At 67.4% G+C, this 17850-nt stretch carries 13 protein-coding genes; 6 read left to right on the plus strand and 7 right to left on the minus strand.

The features are described from left to right. Positions 1–30: 30 nt before the first annotated feature. Entirely contained in the window at positions 31–1665 is a 1635-nt protein-coding gene (locus QX051_RS19235) for a glycosyltransferase family 39 protein (RefSeq protein WP_315777215.1), read from the plus strand. A gap of 24 nt (positions 1666–1689) precedes the next feature. Here QX051_RS19235 and QX051_RS19240 read toward each other — a convergent pair whose 3' ends face one another. From QX051_RS19240 to QX051_RS19255, 4 genes are all read right to left on the minus strand, one after another. Next, complete coding sequence (locus QX051_RS19240; protein WP_315777216.1) at positions 1690–4842, minus strand: efflux RND transporter permease subunit; 3153 nt, start codon at positions 4840–4842, stop codon at positions 1690–1692. After that, the gene (locus QX051_RS19245) at positions 4842–5768 is read right to left on the minus strand and encodes an efflux RND transporter periplasmic adaptor subunit (protein WP_315777217.1); all 927 of its coding nucleotides are present in this window, start codon (positions 5766–5768) and stop codon (positions 4842–4844) included. The genes QX051_RS19240 and QX051_RS19245 overlap by 1 nt, the downstream gene beginning before the upstream one ends. A gap of 160 nt (positions 5769–5928) precedes the next feature. After that, positions 5929–6606 carry an OmpA family protein gene (locus QX051_RS19250; RefSeq protein WP_315777218.1) on the minus strand — a complete coding sequence of 226 codons (678 nt, stop codon included), beginning with the start codon at positions 6604–6606 and terminating at the stop codon, positions 5929–5931. A gap of 134 nt (positions 6607–6740) precedes the next feature. After that, a complete protein-coding gene (locus QX051_RS19255; RefSeq protein ID WP_315777342.1) occupies positions 6741–8306 on the minus strand; it encodes a caspase family protein in 1566 nt (521 codons plus the stop codon). Positions 8307–8657: 351 nt separating this feature from the next. Between QX051_RS19255 and QX051_RS19260 the strand changes: the two genes are divergently transcribed. Beyond that, on the plus strand, positions 8658–9464 hold the full coding sequence (locus tag QX051_RS19260; protein ID WP_315777219.1) for an N-acyl homoserine lactonase family protein: 807 nt from the start codon (positions 8658–8660) through the stop codon (positions 9462–9464). Between the two features lie 454 nt (positions 9465–9918). On the opposite strand, the gene QX051_RS19265 is transcribed toward QX051_RS19260, so the two are convergent. Both QX051_RS19265 and QX051_RS19270 read right to left on the minus strand, forming a co-directional pair. Then, a complete protein-coding gene (locus QX051_RS19265) occupies positions 9919–10125 on the minus strand; it encodes a hypothetical protein (protein WP_315777220.1) in 207 nt (68 codons plus the stop codon). Then, on the minus strand, positions 10126–11121 hold the full coding sequence (locus QX051_RS19270) for a L,D-transpeptidase family protein (RefSeq protein WP_315777221.1): 996 nt from the start codon (positions 11119–11121) through the stop codon (positions 10126–10128). A gap of 200 nt (positions 11122–11321) precedes the next feature. Here QX051_RS19270 and QX051_RS19275 point away from each other — a divergent pair, with 200 nt between their 5' ends. Next, a complete protein-coding gene (locus tag QX051_RS19275) occupies positions 11322–12203 on the plus strand; it encodes an efflux RND transporter periplasmic adaptor subunit (RefSeq protein ID WP_315740774.1) in 882 nt (293 codons plus the stop codon). Positions 12204–12558: 355 nt separating this feature from the next. On the opposite strand, the gene QX051_RS19280 is transcribed toward QX051_RS19275, so the two are convergent. Further along, positions 12559–13419 carry a caspase family protein gene (locus QX051_RS19280; RefSeq protein WP_315777222.1) on the minus strand — a complete coding sequence of 287 codons (861 nt, stop codon included), beginning with the start codon at positions 13417–13419 and terminating at the stop codon, positions 12559–12561. Positions 13420–13847: 428 nt separating this feature from the next. On the opposite strand from QX051_RS19280, the gene QX051_RS19285 reads away from it, so the two are divergent. From QX051_RS19285 to QX051_RS19295, 3 genes are all read left to right on the plus strand, one after another. Continuing rightward, positions 13848–15572 (plus strand): hypothetical protein, encoded by a 1725-nt coding sequence (locus QX051_RS19285; RefSeq protein WP_315777223.1) that lies wholly within the window; start codon positions 13848–13850, stop codon positions 15570–15572. Positions 15573–15778: 206 nt separating this feature from the next. After that, positions 15779–16504 (plus strand): thermonuclease family protein, encoded by a 726-nt coding sequence (locus QX051_RS19290; RefSeq protein ID WP_315777224.1) that lies wholly within the window; start codon positions 15779–15781, stop codon positions 16502–16504. Positions 16505–16660: 156 nt separating this feature from the next. Next, entirely contained in the window at positions 16661–17848 is a 1188-nt protein-coding gene (locus tag QX051_RS19295; RefSeq protein ID WP_315777225.1) for a pyridoxal-phosphate-dependent aminotransferase family protein, read from the plus strand. Positions 17849–17850: the final 2 nt, after the last annotated feature.

Consider the following 17850-nt stretch of genomic DNA (forward strand, 5'->3'; position numbering starts at 1 on the left):
CGCCAGGCGAGCGTGGTTGGAAGTAACATCATGAGTCTTGCGTTGCCGGCCATCGCGATCGAGGCCAGTGGTTCGGTTGGCCGTTGGCGCAAAGCTCTCGCGGTCTGGATCGACGCCGTAGAGGATGGTTGGGCCGTTCCGGCCTTGATCGTCGGGTTCGTCGCGGTCTGGATGGTGTATTTCTCGATCGCCTATCTGGCGGGCGATCTCCACCAGGACGTGATCGAGACCTGGTCGCTCGGACGCAGCTTCGACTGGGGCTCGACCAAGCATCCGCCGCTGATGGGCTGGGCCGCGCGGGCCTGGACCACCGTGTTTCCGCTGACCAACTGGTCGTTCAACCTGCTGGCGCTGACCAACGCCGCGGTCGGCCTCTGGGCCGTCGACCTCATCACCCGGCGTTTCGCGCGCGGTGACAAGCGCCTGGTCGTACTGCTGCTGCTCATGCTGCTGCCGGTCTATCAACTGCATGCGCAGCGCTTCAACGCCAACGCCGTGCTGCTGTCGAGCTGGCCGCTGGCGACGTGGTGCTTCCTGCGCTCCTTCGAGACGCGTCACGTCGGCTGGGCCGTCGCGGCCGGCCTGACCGCGGCACTCGCCATGCTCGGCAAGTACTACGCGGTCTTCCTGATCGCGGGCTTTGCGGTCGCAGCGTTGTGTCACGGCGAGCGTCGCGCCTATTTCACCTCGTCCGCGCCCTGGATCGCGGCGCTGTCCGGCCTGGCCGCGCTCGCACCTCACATCTATTGGCTGGCCACGACCGGCGCCCAGCCGTTCTCGCATGCGATCGAGCATCACGTCGGCAAGACCGCTGGGGCCGCGCTGGTCGAGGGCAGCGGTTTCCTGCTGGCGATGGCCGGCATCGCCGGTATCCCCGGCCTCATATGGCTCGCCATGACGCGGTCTCGCCCCACCCGCGTGCTGAACGATGCGCTCAGCCTCGAACCCGGGCTCCGGCTGCTGGCGACAATCAGCATCTGGACCATTGTGTTCCCCGCGCTGGTCTCGGTCGTGTTCGGCACCGACATGCCGCCGCTGTGGGGCCTGCAGGGCATCTTCCTGTTCGTCATCGTGATCGTGTGCGGCGCGAGCTATCACGCTCCCCGCGACATCACGATCAATCTCGCCGCCGCGACGATCGCGATCGCGGCATTCGCGGCCACCGTCGTGGCGCCCCTCCATGCATTGTACCGGAACTACGTTCCGTTGAACGAGGGCCGCAACTTCTATGAGCCGGCCGTGACCGAGCTCGACCGCCTGTGGCGGACGGCGTCGAACGGCGTCCTTCCCGCCGTCGGCGGCGACGACGGCCTTGCTTTTGCCGCCGCGTTCTACAGTCCCGACCATCCGCGCTATGAAATGGCGCTGGTGCACCCGCACGAGCTGCAGCCTCCGTCCAAAGTGCTGACCGCGCAGGGCTGGGCGGCGCTGTGCTACGACTCCGACATCTCCTGCATCTCGGGCATGCAAGCTGCGGCGGCGCAGGCGCGACGTTCGGTGCGGGCCGACTTCACGCTCCGGACCAAGCTGTTCGGCCTGGAGGGCGCGAGCCAGGGCTTCGTTGCCCTGATCGTTCCGCCTGAGACCGCCGCGCCGCTCGATAGCACGCCGAGCGAGGCCCACGATCTCAGCGCACGCCGCCGCATGCCCTCGACCGCGAACTGAAACAGCTCGTTCCGGCACGTCATCTCATTCCGCAGCCGGCGACATCGCCGACGGCGGCGACTTGGGCTGATGCGCCGCCTCCGGCTCATGGCCGGACTGCGCCTCGTCGGCGGCCTCGCCGGAGGAGACGATCAGCTTGCGGCCGAGCCGGGCGAACAACGCGCCGACATCGTCCATCACCAGGAACATCGCCGGCACGAACAACAGCGACAGCACGGTCGAGAACACCAGCCCGCCGATCACCGCCAGCGCCATCGGCGAGCGGAACTCGCCGCCGGCACCGACCGCGAGCGCGCTCGGCATCATGCCGGCGACCATCGCGATCGTGGTCATCACGATCGGACGCGCCCGCTTCATGCCGGCATCGATGATCGCCTCGTCGCGCCTGATCCCGGCATGGATCGCCTCGACCGCGAACTCCACCAGCATGATCGCGTTCTTGGTGACGATACCCATCAGCATCATCATGCCGATATAGACCGGGATCGTGAGCTGCTTGCCCGTGAGCATCAGAGCTCCGATCGCCCCGCCGATCGACAGCGGCAGCGAGAACAGGATCGTGATTGGTTGCAGGAAGGTGCCGAACAGCAGCACCAGCACGGCGTAGACGATCATCAGGCCCGCCGTGATCGCCGCGATGAAGCCGGAGGCCAGCTCGTTCAGGCTTTCGGCGTCATCGGACGGGATCAGCTTGACGCTGGCAGGCATGCTCTTTCTGACCGGCAGCTCATCGATCTGCTTGGTTGCATCACCGAGCGCCGCCAGTCCGACGAGGTCGGCGGCGACGGTCGCCTGCCGCCCGCGATCGTAGCGGCTGATGCTGGTCGGCCCCTGGTCGAGCTTGATGTCGGCGACCACCGCCAGCGGCACGCCGCCCTTTTCGCCGTACTGGCCGAGCGGCACCCGCAACTGTTCGAGGATCTTCACGTCGCTGCGCGCTGCATCCTCGAGCTGCACCCGGATCGGGACCAGCCGGCCGCCGGCGTCATACTTCGCCAGCGCCGGTCCGACATCTCCGATCGTGGCGACGCGGATCGTCTGCGACAGGCTTTCGGTGGACACGCCCAGACGAGCGGCCAGGTCGGCGCGCGGCTGCACCCGCAATTCCGGCCGGTCGAGCGAAGTGTCCGACACCACGTTGGAGATGATCGGAATCCGCTTCATCTGCGAGGCGAGCTCGCTCGCAACGTTGTCGACCAGCTTGGGATCCGAGCCCGTCAGCACCAGCTTGATCGGGCGCAGACCGTTTTCGTCCGTGAACCAGAAGCGGATGTCCGGAATGGTTTCGAGATCCTTGGTGATCTCGAGTTCGAGCTCTTTCTGGGTGATCTTGCGCTCGGTCTTCGGCGTGTAGTTGACGATCATCCCGGCGCGGCGAACCTCCATCGCGCCCTGGAGCCGGCCGCCGTCGACGAACACGCTGCGGACCTCTGGCCGCTTGCGCAGGCGCGCGACGATGTCCTCGGTGACCTTCTCGGTGTAGGCGAGCTGCGCGCCCGGCGGCAGCTCGATCGCGAGCAGCGATCGCGCCGCGTCCTGCGCCGGCAAGAACCCTTGCGACAGCAGCGTCGTGCTCCAGATCGAGGCAGCGAAGATCCCGATGCCGAGCAGCACCGTGACAAAGTAGTGCTTTACCGACCAGGTCACGATGCGCTGATAGGCACGCAGGATGAACCCCGGCGGCGGATCGTCATGGTCGTGATGCTTGAGGAAGTAGGCCGCCAGCATCGGTGTGACGAAGCGCGCCGCCAGCAGCGAGAAGAACACCTGCACCGAGACGGTGATGCCGAACTGCTTGAAGAACTGGCCGGCAATGCCGGACATGAAGCTCGCCGGCGCAAAGATCGCGATGATGGTGAGGCTGATCGCGATGACCGCGAGCCCGATCTCGTCGGCGGCATCGAGCGCGGCGCGATAGGGCGACTTCCCCATCCGCATGTGGCGCACGATGTTCTCGATCTCGACGATGGCGTCGTCGACGAGAATGCCGGTCGACAGCGTGATCGCCAGGAACGAGACCATGTTCAGCGAGAAGCCGAGGATGTCCATCGCCCAGAAGGCGGGGAAGATCGACAGCGGCAGCGAGATCGCCGCGATCACCGTGGCCCTGAAGTCGCGCAGGAACAGGAGCACGATGATGACGGCCAGGATCGCGCCCTCGAACAGGGTCGAGATCGCGGCCTCGTAGTTGCCTTTGGTGAACTCGACCGAGGTGTCGATCAGCTTCAGATCGACGTCGGGATGGGCGGCCTTCACCTGGTCGATGCGCTTTTGCACGGCGGCCGCGACGACCACGTCGCTGGCGCCCTTGGAGCGCTTGATGCCGAGCGCGACCACCGGCTCGCCGTTGAAGCGCGCAAAGGTACGGCGATCGGCGATCGTGTCGGTCACGGTGCCGAGATCGGCGAGCCGGACCTCGCCGCCGCCGAACAAGGGAATCATCGTGTTGGACAGCTCGTTCAGCGTTTTCGCGCCGGCAAGCGTGCGGATCGCCTGGTCGTTCTTGCCGATCTCGGCGCGGCCGCCGGCGACGTCGACATTGGTGCCGCGCAGGCTCTGGCTGACATTGACCGCGGTGAGCCCCATGGCCTGCAGCCGGTCGGGATCGAGCGAGACCAGGATCTCGCGCTCGACACCGCCGATGCGCTCGACCTGGCTGACGCCGCGCACGCCCTGCAGCTCGCGCTTGACCACATCGTCCACGAAGAACGACAGCTGCTCCGGCGTCTTGCCCGGCGAGATCGCCGCATAGGTGACGATCGGCAGGCCGATCTTGTCGACGCGCGAGATCAGCGGCTCGGTGACGTTCTGCGGCAGGTCGGAGCGCACCCGGGTCACGGCGTCCTTGACGTCGTTGATGGCGCGATCGGTGTTGGTCTCGAGCGCGAACGTAATCGTCGTCACCGACAGGCCGTCGGTGATCAGCGACTGGATGTGGCGCGCGCCCTCGACGCCGGAGACGCCGTCCTCGATGATCTTGGTGACCTGGGATTCAAGCTCCGAGGGCGCCGCGCCGAATTGCGCCACCGCGACCGAGATCACCGGAATGTCGGCGTTCGGCAGCCGCGTGACCGCGAGCTTGGTGAAGCTCATCCAGCCCAGGATCAGCAGGATGATGGAGAAGAGGATCGATGGCAGCGGGTTCCGGATCGACCATGCCGAAATATTCAGTGCCATCAGCGTACCCGCGTGCGATCGATGTCTTCGGCAAACATGGTCTTGATCTGGTCGCCGTCGTGCAGCGAGCTGCCGGCGTCGGCCACCACGATTTCACCCTCTGTCAGACCGTCGAGGATTTCGCTCGATGTATCCGACACCAGGCCGACCCGCACCCGGCGGGTCTCGATCGTGTTGCCCTTCACGACCTGGATGGTGAGATGATCGATCGCCGTGTTGGGCACGGCGACGCCGCAGCTCCGCCGGGCATCGATATTGGCGCGCGCGAACATGCCAGGCTTGAGCGACGGACTGCTGGTCAGCGCGATGCGGACATGGCCCAGCTGGGTGGTCCGGTCGACCTGCGGTGCCACCACGCGCAGGCGGCCGACAATGTCGGGAAGGTTGTCACGGGTGATGCGCACCGGCGCGCCCGCGCCGAGCTTCAGGAGATGAATGCTCGGAACTTCGGCGTCGAGCTCCAGCTCGTTGTTGACGGCGATACGGAACATCGGACCGGCCTGCGGCGAGGCCGGCGCACCGGCGATCGTGCGGACCTCGGTGACGAGTCCTGCCGCCGGCGCACGCAGCGACACCGGCCGGTTCGCGGCCGCCGCCGGCGCTCCCGGCTGCGGCGGTGACGGCGTCAGGCGCGCCAGCTCCTGGTTCTCGGTGACGGTGTCGCCCTCCTTGACCAGGACGTCGATGACTCGCGAGCCTTCCTGGTCGGCGCCGACCACCGCCTCGCGGCGGGCCATGACGAAGCCGGTGACGCGCACGAGATCGGAGAAGCAGGCCTTCACCGCCTTGGTCACCAGCACCTGGGCCTGCATCGGCGGCTCCTCGGCAGCGTGATGGGAACGATGCTCGTACCAGTAATAGCCGGCGAACAGAGCCACGAAGACGACCGCGCTGGCCGCAGTTTTGAGGGATTTTGGCAGCTTCATCGGCAGGTGGATCCGGTCGGCGCGAGATGCGGGTTATGGATGCTGCGAATTTGGCGCGGGGCGCCCCGACAAGGCGATGCGCCCCACAATCCTGCGGGACGCATCCGTTCACTTCGATCTCCGGCCACGCGACCCCCGACGGCGCTTGATGGACGCGACGCTACTTGGCCGCCGCCGTCTTGCTCTGCATGTTGACGACCTGAACGCGGCGGTTCACCTCGGCGAGCGGCTGGCTCGGATCCTTCAGCTTGCTCTTGCCGTAGCCCACTGTCACCAGGTCGGCGCCGGCGATGCCGAACTTCTCGACCAGATAGCGCTTGATCGAATCGGCGCGGCGCTCGGAGAGGTCCTGATTGTAGGCCTCGCCACCGGCGGCATCGGTATGACCGGCGACGACGAAGGTCGACCCCTTCAGCTCGGCGTTCGTCAGCGCCCGGCCGAGCGCCTGCACCGACGGCAGCGATTTCTGGCTGATGTTGGCGGAGTTGTAGTCGAAGGTGATCTCGAGGTCGATGTTCGGCTTGGTCTTGGCGACCGCCGCGATCTCCTCGCGCTCGGCCGTGGACAGCGACCGCGTCGAGCGGCCGCGAATGCTCTGCAGGAACTTGTCCTGTTCGGGCGCGACCGCAGGCGCGGCCTCGGACGGCGGCGACATCGACAGTCCGCGGGTCAGCGGCCTCTTCGGCCCGGCCAACGCGCGGACGATCTGATCCTCGCTGACATCATCGGCCGCGAACGCCGGCATCGCGCTCAGCGACGCGGCCGCGCTCAGGACCGTCGCGGCCAGGAGAGCCGTCAGGCCGGCGGTCCTGGTCGAATTCGTTTTCGGTGCGGTCATTGCCATCCCTCCTCACGCGAACTGATCATCCCGGTGTCCGCCGCGAAGGCCCGCTCGCGACACCCGGCTGTCCGCTGTTATGTCGGTCCGGCCTGCCGCATGGTTCGAGCCGGCCGGCCGACGCGCGCAAGAAATCAGCGCACGCCGTAGGCTTCGAACTCGCGGACGATGTTGGGGTCCATCGCCTTGGCGTTGGCGATGTCGAGCGCGCCCTCCTGCGCGGCGCCGTTGCGCTGCTTGGCGAGGCCCCGGCCGTACAATGACGACGTCAGCCGCGGATTGATCTTCAGCGCCGCATCGAAATCGGCGATCGCGTTCTTGACCGCGCCGCTCTTGAGGTTGACCAGCCCGCGGCTGTCGAGCGCGTCGACGAAATTCGGCCGCAGCCGCAGCGCCTCGTTGCAATCGCGCAGCGCAGGCTGCAGCTCGCCGACGACGGTGCGGGCCCAGCAGCGGTTGTTGAGCGCCTCGACGTCCTTCGGATTGATCCGGATGGTGTCGTCGAAATCGCGGATCGCCTGCGCGTAGGCGCCCTTGCTCGCATACACCTGGCCGCGCCGGTACAGCGCGCCGGCATCCTCCGGATTGGCCGCGATCTTGGCGCTCAGGCTCTTGATCGTCGGATCGTCGGCGAACGGATCCTGCGCGGGCGCTGCCGGAGCGGCGGGGGCCGCGGGCGCAGCCGGAGCGGCGGGCGCCACGTTCGCGATCACAGGAGATGGCGCCGGGGCCGGCGGCACTGGAGCAATCGGCGGCGCGGGCGGCGGGGTATCCACCTTCTGCACCGGCGTCGGCTGCGGCGCGGGCGGAGCCGGCGGCAGCGGTGACGGTACCGGCGGCGCCACCACGACCTGTGTCGGGGTCGGCGCAGGCGCAGGTGCAGGTGCGACACTGCTCTCGGCCGGCGGCGTCGGCCTGACGCCATTGCCCGGCACGAAGGAGAAGTCCTCCGCCAGCGACGACGAGATCCACGGCACCTGCTCGCTGCGCGACGCACGGGTGACGCCGACGCGGGTGCGGTTCAGCGTCTCCTCGGCGGTGAGATCGGGAACGCGGATCTCCTTCAGGAGCTCCTGCACGAACAGGCTGCGATCGCGCCCGCCATCCGTCACGACAGCGGACAGCGCCGCCGAGTACATCACCAAAGTACCGCTCGGTGCGATGACCGGCGCGAGGCCGGCCGAGGCGGTGCGGAACCTGCGCTCATAGGGATTGCGCCGGGAGGCATCGAGCAGCGCGATCTTCACGCCGGCGCCGCGGCTGTTGATCTCCTGCAGCACCTGCTCGAGGCCGATGCCGTCGCGCCGCACGTCGGCCTCCTGCCAGATCTGCGCGTCGACCGGGATCATGTAGCTCTGCCGGCTCGACTGGATGCCGTAGCCGGAGAAGAACAGCAGCGCCACCGAGCCCGGCTTGATCTTGCCATAGAGCCGATCGAGGCCGCGGCGCATCGCGTCGCCGCCGGCATTTTCCAGCGTCTCGACGCTGAAACCGTCGCGCTTCAACTCGTCGGTGAGATCGCGGGCATCGTTGACCGGCTCCTTGAGCGGCGCCTCGGCATCCGGATATTTTGCATTGCCGATCACCAGCGCGAAACGGTCGCCGGCCGCGCGCGCGGGCCAGGAGACCACGGCCGAGACCACGGCCGAGAACGCGACGGAGAACATCAGGCCGAGCGGCAACAGCAGGCGGAAAGTCATCACGATGGCGGTCCAGCGGTCAGCAATCAGGCGCCGTCCAGCTTGCGCCGCGGCGACCATATCCCACGCGTCAGGCATTATCAAATCGCCGTGACGGCACGTCAACCGCTTGCAGAGGTTGAAGAATCGTCTGAGGCGGCGACCGCCCGCAGGAGCCTCTTGCGAGCTGCGGGTCATGACACGAGCGGACCATGCAACGATCCCAATGGCTTGAAATGTGAGATGCCTCACGCTGTGTCGCGGCAGCGCGCCGTCCGGTTCGACGAGCACCGCGATTGACCTCGATGCGATTGACCTCGATCCCTGCCGATGGCTCGATGGCGGCCGTGCCCAACCAACGAGAAGGCCATCATGGGGAACGCTGCCGAGATCTACGCGCTGCGCTATGCGACGATGTCGCCGCGCACGCCGCACATGAACTTCCTGCAGCCCGATCCGCACGACAGCACGGCGCAGGATCTCGACTATTTCGTGTGGCTGATCCGCCGTGACGAGCTCGACATCCTGGTCGATACCGGCTTCAACGCCGCGGAGGCCGAGATCCGCCACCGCACCCTGACGCGCGATCCGATCGACGCGCTCGCTTCCTTCGGCGTCGCGGCGGCCGGCATCCGCGACATCATCGTGACCCATCTGCACTACGATCACGCCGGCAATCTCGACCGCTTCCCGAACGCGCGCTTTCACCTGCAGGAGCGCGAGATGGCCTATGCCACGGGCCGCTGCATGTGCAACGGCATGCTGCGCTACCCGTTCACCGTCGAGCACGTCACCACCATGGTGCGCCACGTCTATGGCGACCGCGTCACCTTCCACAACGGCGACGGCGAGGGCGCGCCCGGCGTCACCGTGCACCGGGTCGGCGGCCATTCCGACGGGCTGCAGGTGGTGCGCGTCGAGACCGCGCGCGGCCCGGTCGTGCTCGCCTCCGACGCCGCGCACTACTACGCCAACCTGCAGCGCCGCAGCCCGTTTCCGATCGTGCTCAATATCGGCGACATGATCCAGGGCTGGGAGATCATCGAGCGCCTCGCCGGGCATCCGGATCGATTCATTCCGGGCCACGATCCGCTGGTGACCGAGCTCTATCCGCGCGTGAGCGAGGCGGCCGACGCCTACGCACTGCATGTGGCGCCGTCGCGGTCGTTTGCGAGGTGATGCCTCAGACCTGTTCTTCTGATGTGATTGTCAAACAGCCCACGCTGCCGCACGACCGCGTTCTCGCGACGCATTTCGCATCCGAGCTGTGATCATCGGGACACCCTCTTGAAGCAGAGGGCGCAGGGAGAGCCAGGCCTCGGCTGAGGCCTGCGGTCCGCCTGCGAGAAAAAATGCAGGCGGCAGAACCACAGGTACAGCCGGAATGACCCGGCCCTCCCTGCGCGATGGCTTTACGATTTATACGCAGTCTCCCCGGTGACCGGGCTTGTTTGTCACCGTAACGACAACGCGCGCATCACGCACGTTGCGCGGACCTCAGCGTCGGGAGGCCAGGACCCTGCGACTTCACCGTCCGCGGCATGGCGTACGTCGGCGTGCCCTGCACGCTGCGCCACATCGCGGCCATCGCATCCCACCCCAACGCATCGTGACGTTCGCGAAGCGCCCCTCGTCAATGAGGCGGGACGGGCGGAAATCTCGTCCTGATTTGCCCGACGGCGCAAGCGATTTCTTTTTTACCGAACATCTGGACAGCCCAGATCAAGTTGAGATGACTGGATAAATCGGCCGCTACGCGCAGATGCAGATTGACGTGCTCCGTCATTGCGAGGAGCGAAGCGACGAAGCAATCCAACCGCCCCGGAATGATTGTGAACATTCAATGCAGCTCCACCTTCGCCTTCTTCGCCAGGTGGTCGCCGAGGAATCGCACGTCCCAATTGGTCAGCCGCACGCAGCCATGCGACTCCGACTTGCCGACCTTGGACGGCTCGGCGGTGCCGTGGATGCCGTAGCCGATGCCGACCGACAGGCCGATCCAATAGGCGCCGACCGGGTTGTTGGGGCCGGGCTTGATGGTGAACGGCTTGCGCGCCTTCACACCCTTGAACTTGTAGTCGGGGTTATAGCGGTAGTTCGGGTTGGCATCGATCGAGATCACCTTGAAGCTGCCGACCGGCGTCGGCTTCTCTTCGCTGCCGACCGTGGCGGGAAATACCGCCACCAGCTTGCCGTCCCGGTCGAACGCCTGCACGGTGCCGGCGTCCTTGCTGATGTCGAGCCGCATGATTTTCGGCGCGGCGTCGTCCGGCTTCATCACATTGGCGACGGAGATCTGCTCGCCCTCCTTGTCGAAGCCGGCCTTCGGATTGAGCGCCGACAGCAGCGCTTCGCTCATGTGGAATTTCTCGGCCAGCGCCTCGCGCGGCGAGGTGTAGCCGAGCGCCGGCAGGTCCTTCATGTCCTCCATGTGCTGCGGCAGCTTCTTCAGGAACGGCCCTTTCACATCGTCGCGGGTGATCGTGTAGGAGACGATGGCAGGCGCCTGGTCGCCGCGCAGCAACGCATCCCACAGCTCGGGCGTCAGCTTCGCATCACCGGCAAGGCCCTGATCGCCCACAAGCCCCTTGGCGCGCGCGAATGCGGCGAGCGCCTTGCGCGCATTGTCGCCGAAGCGGCCGTCGATCTCGCCGGGCGAGACGCGCGCGCGATCGAGCAGCACCTGGGCGCGGATCGCCACTGGGTCCATCTTCTCCTCGGCCGGCGGCCGCTTGCGCAGCTCGGCACCGTTGACGGCGTCGGCGGTGAGCTCGGCGGAGACCGCAGGCGTGACGACGACGGCGCAGAGCAGAAGCGGTATCCAGGGCCGAAGCATGAGCGTGAGTCTCAAGTGGAGATGGCTGACATCGGCAGCGTCAACGTGGACGCTGCCGAGAAGTTCGGGGGGCGTCGGCTGAACGTCGCGGCGTCCTGGCGCGACTACCAGGGACGCGGGTCGGCTGGCCCGGCGGCTGCGCGTCTGCTATCTCGACCACGGCCGTTCAATGAATGGGTTTTCGCGAGGATCGGTTTCGCATGGGACATGCCGCAATTGCCGCCACGATGCGCCGGATGCCGATGCTCGCCGCCGCCGGCCTGCTGGCGATGATCCAGGCTGCGGCGGCGGCCGAGGACACCGCGCCGAGGGGCGCCGCGGTCAGCGTGCTCAAGGCGACCAAGGCCTGCTTCGACAACACCGTCGAGGTGTCCGGCATGGTGCTGGCGCGCGACGAGACCGCGGTCAGGCCCGACCGTCCCGGACTGAAGGTCGCGGAGGTGCTGGTCGATGCCGGCGACACCGTCACGGCCGGACAGAACCTGGCGCGGCTGACGCCGCCGGAGGGCGGCACGATCATGATCCAGGCGCCGGTGGCGGGCACCATCCTGTCGTCGAGCGCCACCATCGGCGCGTTTGCCTCCGGTCGCGGCGAGGCGCTGTTCTCCATTCTCGCCCGCAACGAATATGATCTCGTCGGCCTGGTGCCGAGCGCGCAGCTCGCCAAGCTCGCGGTCAACCAGACGGCGCGGATCCGCATCGTCGGGGCCGGCGAGGTCGAAGGCAAGATTCGAAGGGTCGCGCCGACCGTCGAGCCGAACAGCCAGCTCGGCCAGGCCTTCATCGGCATCAACGGCACGGCGCGGCTGCTGGTGAATTCGTTCGGGCGTGCCGTGATCAAGATCGGCCAGAGCTGCGGCGTCGCGGTGCCGCTGACCGCCGTGCTGTACGACCCGGACGGCACGGTGGTGCAGGTGGTCCGCGCCCAGCGCATCGAGACCAAGCGGGTCGAGATCGGCCTGATGGCCGGCGGCCAGGTCGAGATCCGCGACGGCCTCGCCGAGGGCGACGTCGTGGTCACCCGCGCCGGCGCGCTGCTGCGCGAAGGCGACCCGGTGCGGCCGGTGATGGCGAGCAATTGACGGACACGGCCGAGTCCTGCGGGACATAGCGGGGAGACCGCGCCAGACGCGGTCCGCTCCCCTCCCCCTTGCGGGGAGGGGTCGGGGGTGGGGGTTCTCCGAGTCGCACTCGACGTGATGAGCGCGCGAGCTCCAGGGAAATCTTCAGCGATCTAGGACAGGGCCATGCGGGGAACCGCTATCCCTGCCAAAGCGGCTTGTAGGGAAGGCTCAAGCCAACGACGCGCGGCGCCTGCGAACCCCCACCCCCAACCCCTCCCCGCAAGGGGGAGGGGAGCTGACCGTCAGCTTGGTGAGAGCGGGGCAGACGCTCCGAGCGTCAGATGCGTTGGACGAGAGATGGAAAACCGCCGCCTCAGCTGCCGGCGTTCGCGACGTCGGCGCTGAAGCGGATGTCCTCGACCAGCGAGGACGACACGGCCGGCACCTGCTCGCCGTCGGAGCTGCGCGCGATGGCGTTGCGGGTCTTGTTGAACACCGCCTCGGCGCTCGGGCTCTTGCCGAGCTGATTGAGCAGCTCGCCGACCAGCACGCTGTTCTGGCCCTTCGGATCGTCCAGCACCTTGCCGGGCGTCGCCGACGACAGGATCAGCGCATTGGCAGGCGCATTGATCGGCGCCAGGCCGTGCGAATAGGCGCGGAAGCGGCGCTCATAGGGATTGCGGCGCGCGGCGTCGATCACGACCAGCTTGGCGCGCGCACCCTGCTCGCGGACCGTATCGAGCAGGCCCTCGATGCTGGTGCCGTCGCGGCGCACGTCGGCCTCCTTCCAGATCTTGGCATCGACCGGGATCATGTAGCTCTCGCGTCCCGCCTGGATGGCGTAGCCGCCGAAGAACAGCATCACGACCGAGTCGGGCTTGATCCTGGCCTTGAGGCGCTCGACCGCGCGGATCATGTCGTCCTTGTTGGCATCCTCGACGACATCGACGTCGAAGCCGTCACGGCGCAGCGCGCCGGTCAGCGCCCGGGCATCGTTGATCGGCTGGACGAGCGGCGCATTCGCATCGGGGTAATGACCATTGCCGATGACCAGCGCGAGGCGCGCGCCGTTGCCGGTCGCCACGCTGCTCTGCTCGGAGGCTGCCGCCTTGGGCGCCTCAAGCGAACGCTTGTTGAGGGCAGCATGCGCACCGATCGCGAGCGACACCGTGCAGAGAAGCGCGGCGGCGATCACGGCCGATCGGCGGGAGAGAGAAGGCTGCCTTGCGGTCATCACGTCAATCCTGGTCCGAGCCTGCCCAAGCGTGGCCAAAGGGGCGCACCCTTTGGTCGCGCTGGCGCCTCTGAGGTTTGAGGGGTTGCGAGACGATGTGTCGTCGAATTGCGCGCAATTTGCGGCACCGCAACGAGGAAAGGCTTAACCCGAACCCGCATCCCAAGCAACATCGGAACAGCCTTGACTTTTCAAGCACTTGAAGAGAAACGCAAATTTAACCATGGCGCCGATCTCCAAAGGGCCCTGGGCGGACCGCCGGGAAGCCATATTGCCGCCCAATCCGCCTCGCGCCGTGACCGCCGTCACGTTGTCTTTGGCCGTCCAGCGTGTCAGTTTGCCCCATGCATGCGCGTGACGCGCCGTTGCCGGGCGTTTCGAGCAGCGCATGCCGTTCGTCCCGCCTCCGACAACCCGCGAGTCCTCGCTTGAGTTTCCAGTATTTCGCCGGCGCGGCCTGCCGCGCACTGACGGCCCGGAAGGATGGGCCCTCGCTGTACGAGGTCTGCGATCCCATCCTGCGCCGGCCCGGCAGCGGCGACCCGCATCTGTCGAAATTCTACCGGACCGCGCTGGGGAACCCCGCGCTGCGCGCATTGCTGCGCCGTGCCGGCCTGCCCGAGTTGAACGATCCCGCTGTTCTCAATGCGCTGCGGGACGCGCTGGTTCTCGCCCGCGACAATCCGACGCCGGACTGGGAGCAGGTCGGCCGCCCGATCGCCGATCTGGTCGACAGCGTCGCCTTGCATCACCCTGCCCCGCCGCGCCGGACCGCGGCGGCGGCCATGCCGCCGGAAGGCGAGATCGACCGCGTGATCCGGGCCTGTGGCGCCGACCTGCTCGGCTCGTTCAGCCGCAATGGCTTCATCCCGACCTATGCCGCCTTCAACCTGATCGGCGATCCCGACATGAAGGGCCGCGAGGTGCTGATGGCGCTGCAGGGGCTGGACGCGCGCGGCTACAAGAACTCGACATTGCTGTTCAACCTCGCCCGCGTCTTCATCGCGCGATCGCCGGCGGCGGCCGTCATCAATCCGCCGTGGCGCGGCATCGCCGAGCCGATGTGGGAGCCGGTGCAGATCCGCCACCGCTCGGCCTATTACGACGCGTTCTTCACCGAGGCGCTGCTGAGCTATCTGGAGACGGGCCTCGCCTCGTCGGAGCAGACGACCGCGGCGCGCACGGCGATTTCGGCCATGGTCGAGTTCTGCCTGACCGTCAGCCGCGAGGAGGTGCGCGGCGCGGACGGCAAGAGCTACGACGTCGTCACCGCGCTGGCGCCGCCGCCGCATCCGCGCTTCTCGCGCTTCTTCACCCAGATCAAGCAGGACCTCGGCTTCGGCGTCTACGTGCCGGATTGCGACACCACGGCGTGCTCGTTCTCGGCCGCGACGCAGGCCGGCTCGGACGATCCGATGCTGAGCCAGCCGCTGCTGGATTTCTATGCCGGCTACCAGGTGCGCGCCGGCGGCAACGAGCCGCGCGTGACGGTGCCGATCAACGACAACATCGACTATGAAGGCGGCGTCGCGACCTGGATCGACAGCCTGGCCGGCGAGCGGCCCTACGGCAACGATCTCGATCCGACGCTGAATCTCGACGTGCTCGAAGTGTCGTTCCGCAACCTCGCACGCTGGCAGGTCCTGGAGACGCAAGCCCGGCTCGACGTCGTCAGGCGAATCGTCGGCTTCCAGCAGCGGCTGGTGCTGAGCGGCGCCTTCGCCGACCCGCGCGCGCACATCTATTATCTGCCGGAGCTGTATTGCGCCTATTTCGGCCGCTGCTACCACGCCTTCATGGCACTGCCGCCCGCCGCGCGGCGGGCGATCGATCCCGACGGCGCGTTCGAGCTCATTCGTCTGCGCGTGCTCGGCTATGTCGAGGACGAGCTGATCGGCCGCGAGATGAACCCGTTCGACGCCGCGCTGGCGCTGATTGCGCTTGGACATCTCGGCGGCGCTGCGGCGAGCTTCGCGCCCGCGGTGCATTGCATCGTGACGTCGTTCGGCGAGGGCGGCCGGCGGCATCCGTACCGCGCCTATGAATGGAACAAGATGAAGACCCCGACCCGCATCCTGGTCGGCGGCCCCGAGGTGACATCCGCCTTCGTGCTGATGGGCCTGGCGCTGGCGCGAAGGGTCGTGGTGCGGTGAGGCCGAAGCTCTGTGTCGACGGTGTCGGTCCACTCCCCTCCCCCTTGCGGGGAGGGGAGCGCACCACCGTTGTTGTGATAGCTCGAGTCGAAACGTCCCCACCATCGCGTGAAGTTGAGCAGGTCAGGCAATCACGGCGCTGGAACAACCGGGCGATCCGCCGCACAATTGCCCCAGCCCTTCCCAAGGACGATCCGCGCCCGTTCATGTCGATGAAACCAGCCCTGCTCGCGCTCCTCCTACTGCTGCCGTCCGTCGCGTCCGCGGCCGACATCGCCGGGATTCCCAAGATCCGTGAGGCCGACGGGATCACGATCGGGACCACCCGCATCCGGCTCGGCGGCATCGACGCGCCCGCCGTCGATCAGCTCTGCCTGAACAAGAACGGCGAGCGCTGGACCTGCGGCGTGGCCGCGCGTGACGAACTGATCAAGCACGCCGACGGCAAGAGCTGGACCTGTCATCCGCGTTCGATCGATCGGCGCGGTCGCCAGGTCGCGCGCTGCGACGTCGACGGCGAGGACATCCAGAAATGGCTGGTGCGCAGCGGTTGGGCGCTGGCCTATCGCACCATCTCGCACGATTACGAGCCCGACGAGGCCGAGGCGCGCGCCGCCAAGGCCGGCATGTGGCAGGGTGCATTCATCGCGCCGTGGGACTGGCGCGTGCGCAACAAGAAGACCACGATCCTCGGCGCCACCAAGCCACCGGACAGCGCGAAAGCCATCCTGCTCGCCTCGGCCTCGGGACCGGTCGCGCCGTCACCGGACTGCACCATCAAGGGCAACGTCAACGGCGCCGGCGAGTGCATCTATCACACGCCGAAGAGCCGTTGGTACGCTCAGATCAAGATGCACGTCGCCAAGGGCACGCGCTGGTTCTGCTCGGTCGAGGAGGCCGAGGCCGCCGGCTGCCGCGAGACGAGGCGCTGACGGCCTGACGCGCCCGCCTGCCGGCGGCATGCCAGCCCCCCGGCTTCTCCGGCTTTTCTTAATGCGCCGCGCCACGTAAAACGACCATGGGCCAGCCGTGTGCGAGAGCCCGCCACCACCCTCAACCGCCAAACCACATCGCCGAGGACACTGACAATGACCGTTCGCGCGGGCCGGGAGTTTCTGGCCATCCCGGGACCCACCACGATGCCGGACGAGGTGCTGCAGGCGATGCACCGCCCGGCGCTCGACATCTACTCCAAGCAGATGGTCGAGCTGACCGACGGCATCATGTCCGATCTCGGCCGCCTGTTCGCGACCAAGGGCAAGACCTACATCTACATCGCCAACGGCCATGGCGCCTGGGAGGCCGTGCTCTCCAACGTGCTGTCGCGCGGCGACAAGCTGCTGGTGCTGGAGAGCGGCCGCTTCGCGATCGGCTGGGGCCATGCGGCGCGCGCGATGGGCGCCGAGGTCGAGGTTCTCAGGGGCGACTGGCGCCGCGCGGTGCGCCCGGCCGAGGTCGAGGCGCGGCTGCGCGCCGACAAGGAGCACACCATCAAGGCCATCGTGGTGGCGCAGATCGACACCGCCTCGGGCGTCGTCAACGATGTCGAGGCGATCGGCCGCGCCATCAAGGCCGCGGGCCATCCGGCGCTCTATATGGTCGACACCGTCGCCTCGCTCGGCTGCATGCCGTTCGAGATGGATGCCTGGGGCATCGACGTCGCGATGTCCGGCTCGCAGAAGGGCCTGATGACGCCGCCCGGCCTCGGCTTCGTCGCGGCGAACGCACGCGCACTCGAGGCGCACAAGCGCGCCAACATGCGCACGCCGTATTGGGACTGGAGCGAGCGCGAGGGCACCGAGCACTATCGCAAATATGGCGGCACCGCGCCGGTGCACCTGCTGTTCGCGCTGCGCCAGGCGATGGACATGCTGTTCGCCGAAGGCCTGCCGCATGCGTTCCGCCGCCATGAGCTGCTCGGCGAGGCCGTGCGCCGCGCGGTGGCGAAGTGGAGCGAGGGCCAGGTGATCGGCTTCAATATCGCAGACGCCGCGGAGCGTTCCAACACCGTGACCACGGTGCTGGTCGGCGGCGGCTATGATCCGGCCGTACTGCAGACCTACTGCAAGGAGCAGTGCGGCGTCGTGCTCGGCACCGGGATCGGCGACCTCCAGGGCCAGGCGTTCCGCATCGCCCATATGGGCCATGTCAACGCGCCGATGGTGCTGGGCACGCTCGGTGTGATCGAAATGGCGCTGGTGGCGTTGAAGATTCCGCATGGCCGCGGCGGCCTCGACGCCGCGATCCAATGGCTCGGCGAGAGCGTGACCCCGTAAAG

Source organism: Bradyrhizobium sp. SZCCHNR1053 (genome assembly GCF_032381235.1).
Taxonomy (GTDB): Bacteria; Pseudomonadota; Alphaproteobacteria; order Rhizobiales; family Xanthobacteraceae; genus Bradyrhizobium.

Bases quoted from the DNA above. Each gene is read 5' to 3' on its own strand.
- QX051_RS19260 (WP_315777219.1), top strand. From the start codon at position 8,658: ATGGGGAACGCTGCCGAGATCTACGCGCTGCGCTATGCGACGATGTCG.
- QX051_RS19250 (WP_315777218.1), bottom strand. From the start codon at position 6,606: ATGACCGCACCGAAAACGAATTCGACCAGGACCGCCGGCCTGACGGCT.
- QX051_RS19245 (WP_315777217.1), bottom strand. From the start codon at position 5,768: ATGAAGCTGCCAAAATCCCTCAAAACTGCGGCCAGCGCGGTCGTCTTC.
- QX051_RS19265 (WP_315777220.1), bottom strand. From the start codon at position 10,125: ATGTTCACAATCATTCCGGGGCGGTTGGATTGCTTCGTCGCTTCGCTC.
- QX051_RS19295 (WP_315777225.1), top strand. From the start codon at position 16,661: ATGACCGTTCGCGCGGGCCGGGAGTTTCTGGCCATCCCGGGACCCACC.
- QX051_RS19240 (WP_315777216.1), bottom strand. From the start codon at position 4,842: ATGGCACTGAATATTTCGGCATGGTCGATCCGGAACCCGCTGCCATCG.
- QX051_RS19270 (WP_315777221.1), bottom strand. From the start codon at position 11,121: ATGCTTCGGCCCTGGATACCGCTTCTGCTCTGCGCCGTCGTCGTCACG.
- QX051_RS19235 (WP_315777215.1), top strand. From the start codon at position 31: ATGAGTCTTGCGTTGCCGGCCATCGCGATCGAGGCCAGTGGTTCGGTT.
- QX051_RS19290 (WP_315777224.1), top strand. From the start codon at position 15,779: ATGTCGATGAAACCAGCCCTGCTCGCGCTCCTCCTACTGCTGCCGTCC.
- QX051_RS19280 (WP_315777222.1), bottom strand. From the start codon at position 13,419: ATGACCGCAAGGCAGCCTTCTCTCTCCCGCCGATCGGCCGTGATCGCC.
- QX051_RS19275 (WP_315740774.1), top strand. From the start codon at position 11,322: ATGGGACATGCCGCAATTGCCGCCACGATGCGCCGGATGCCGATGCTC.
- QX051_RS19255 (WP_315777342.1), bottom strand. From the start codon at position 8,306: ATGACTTTCCGCCTGCTGTTGCCGCTCGGCCTGATGTTCTCCGTCGCG.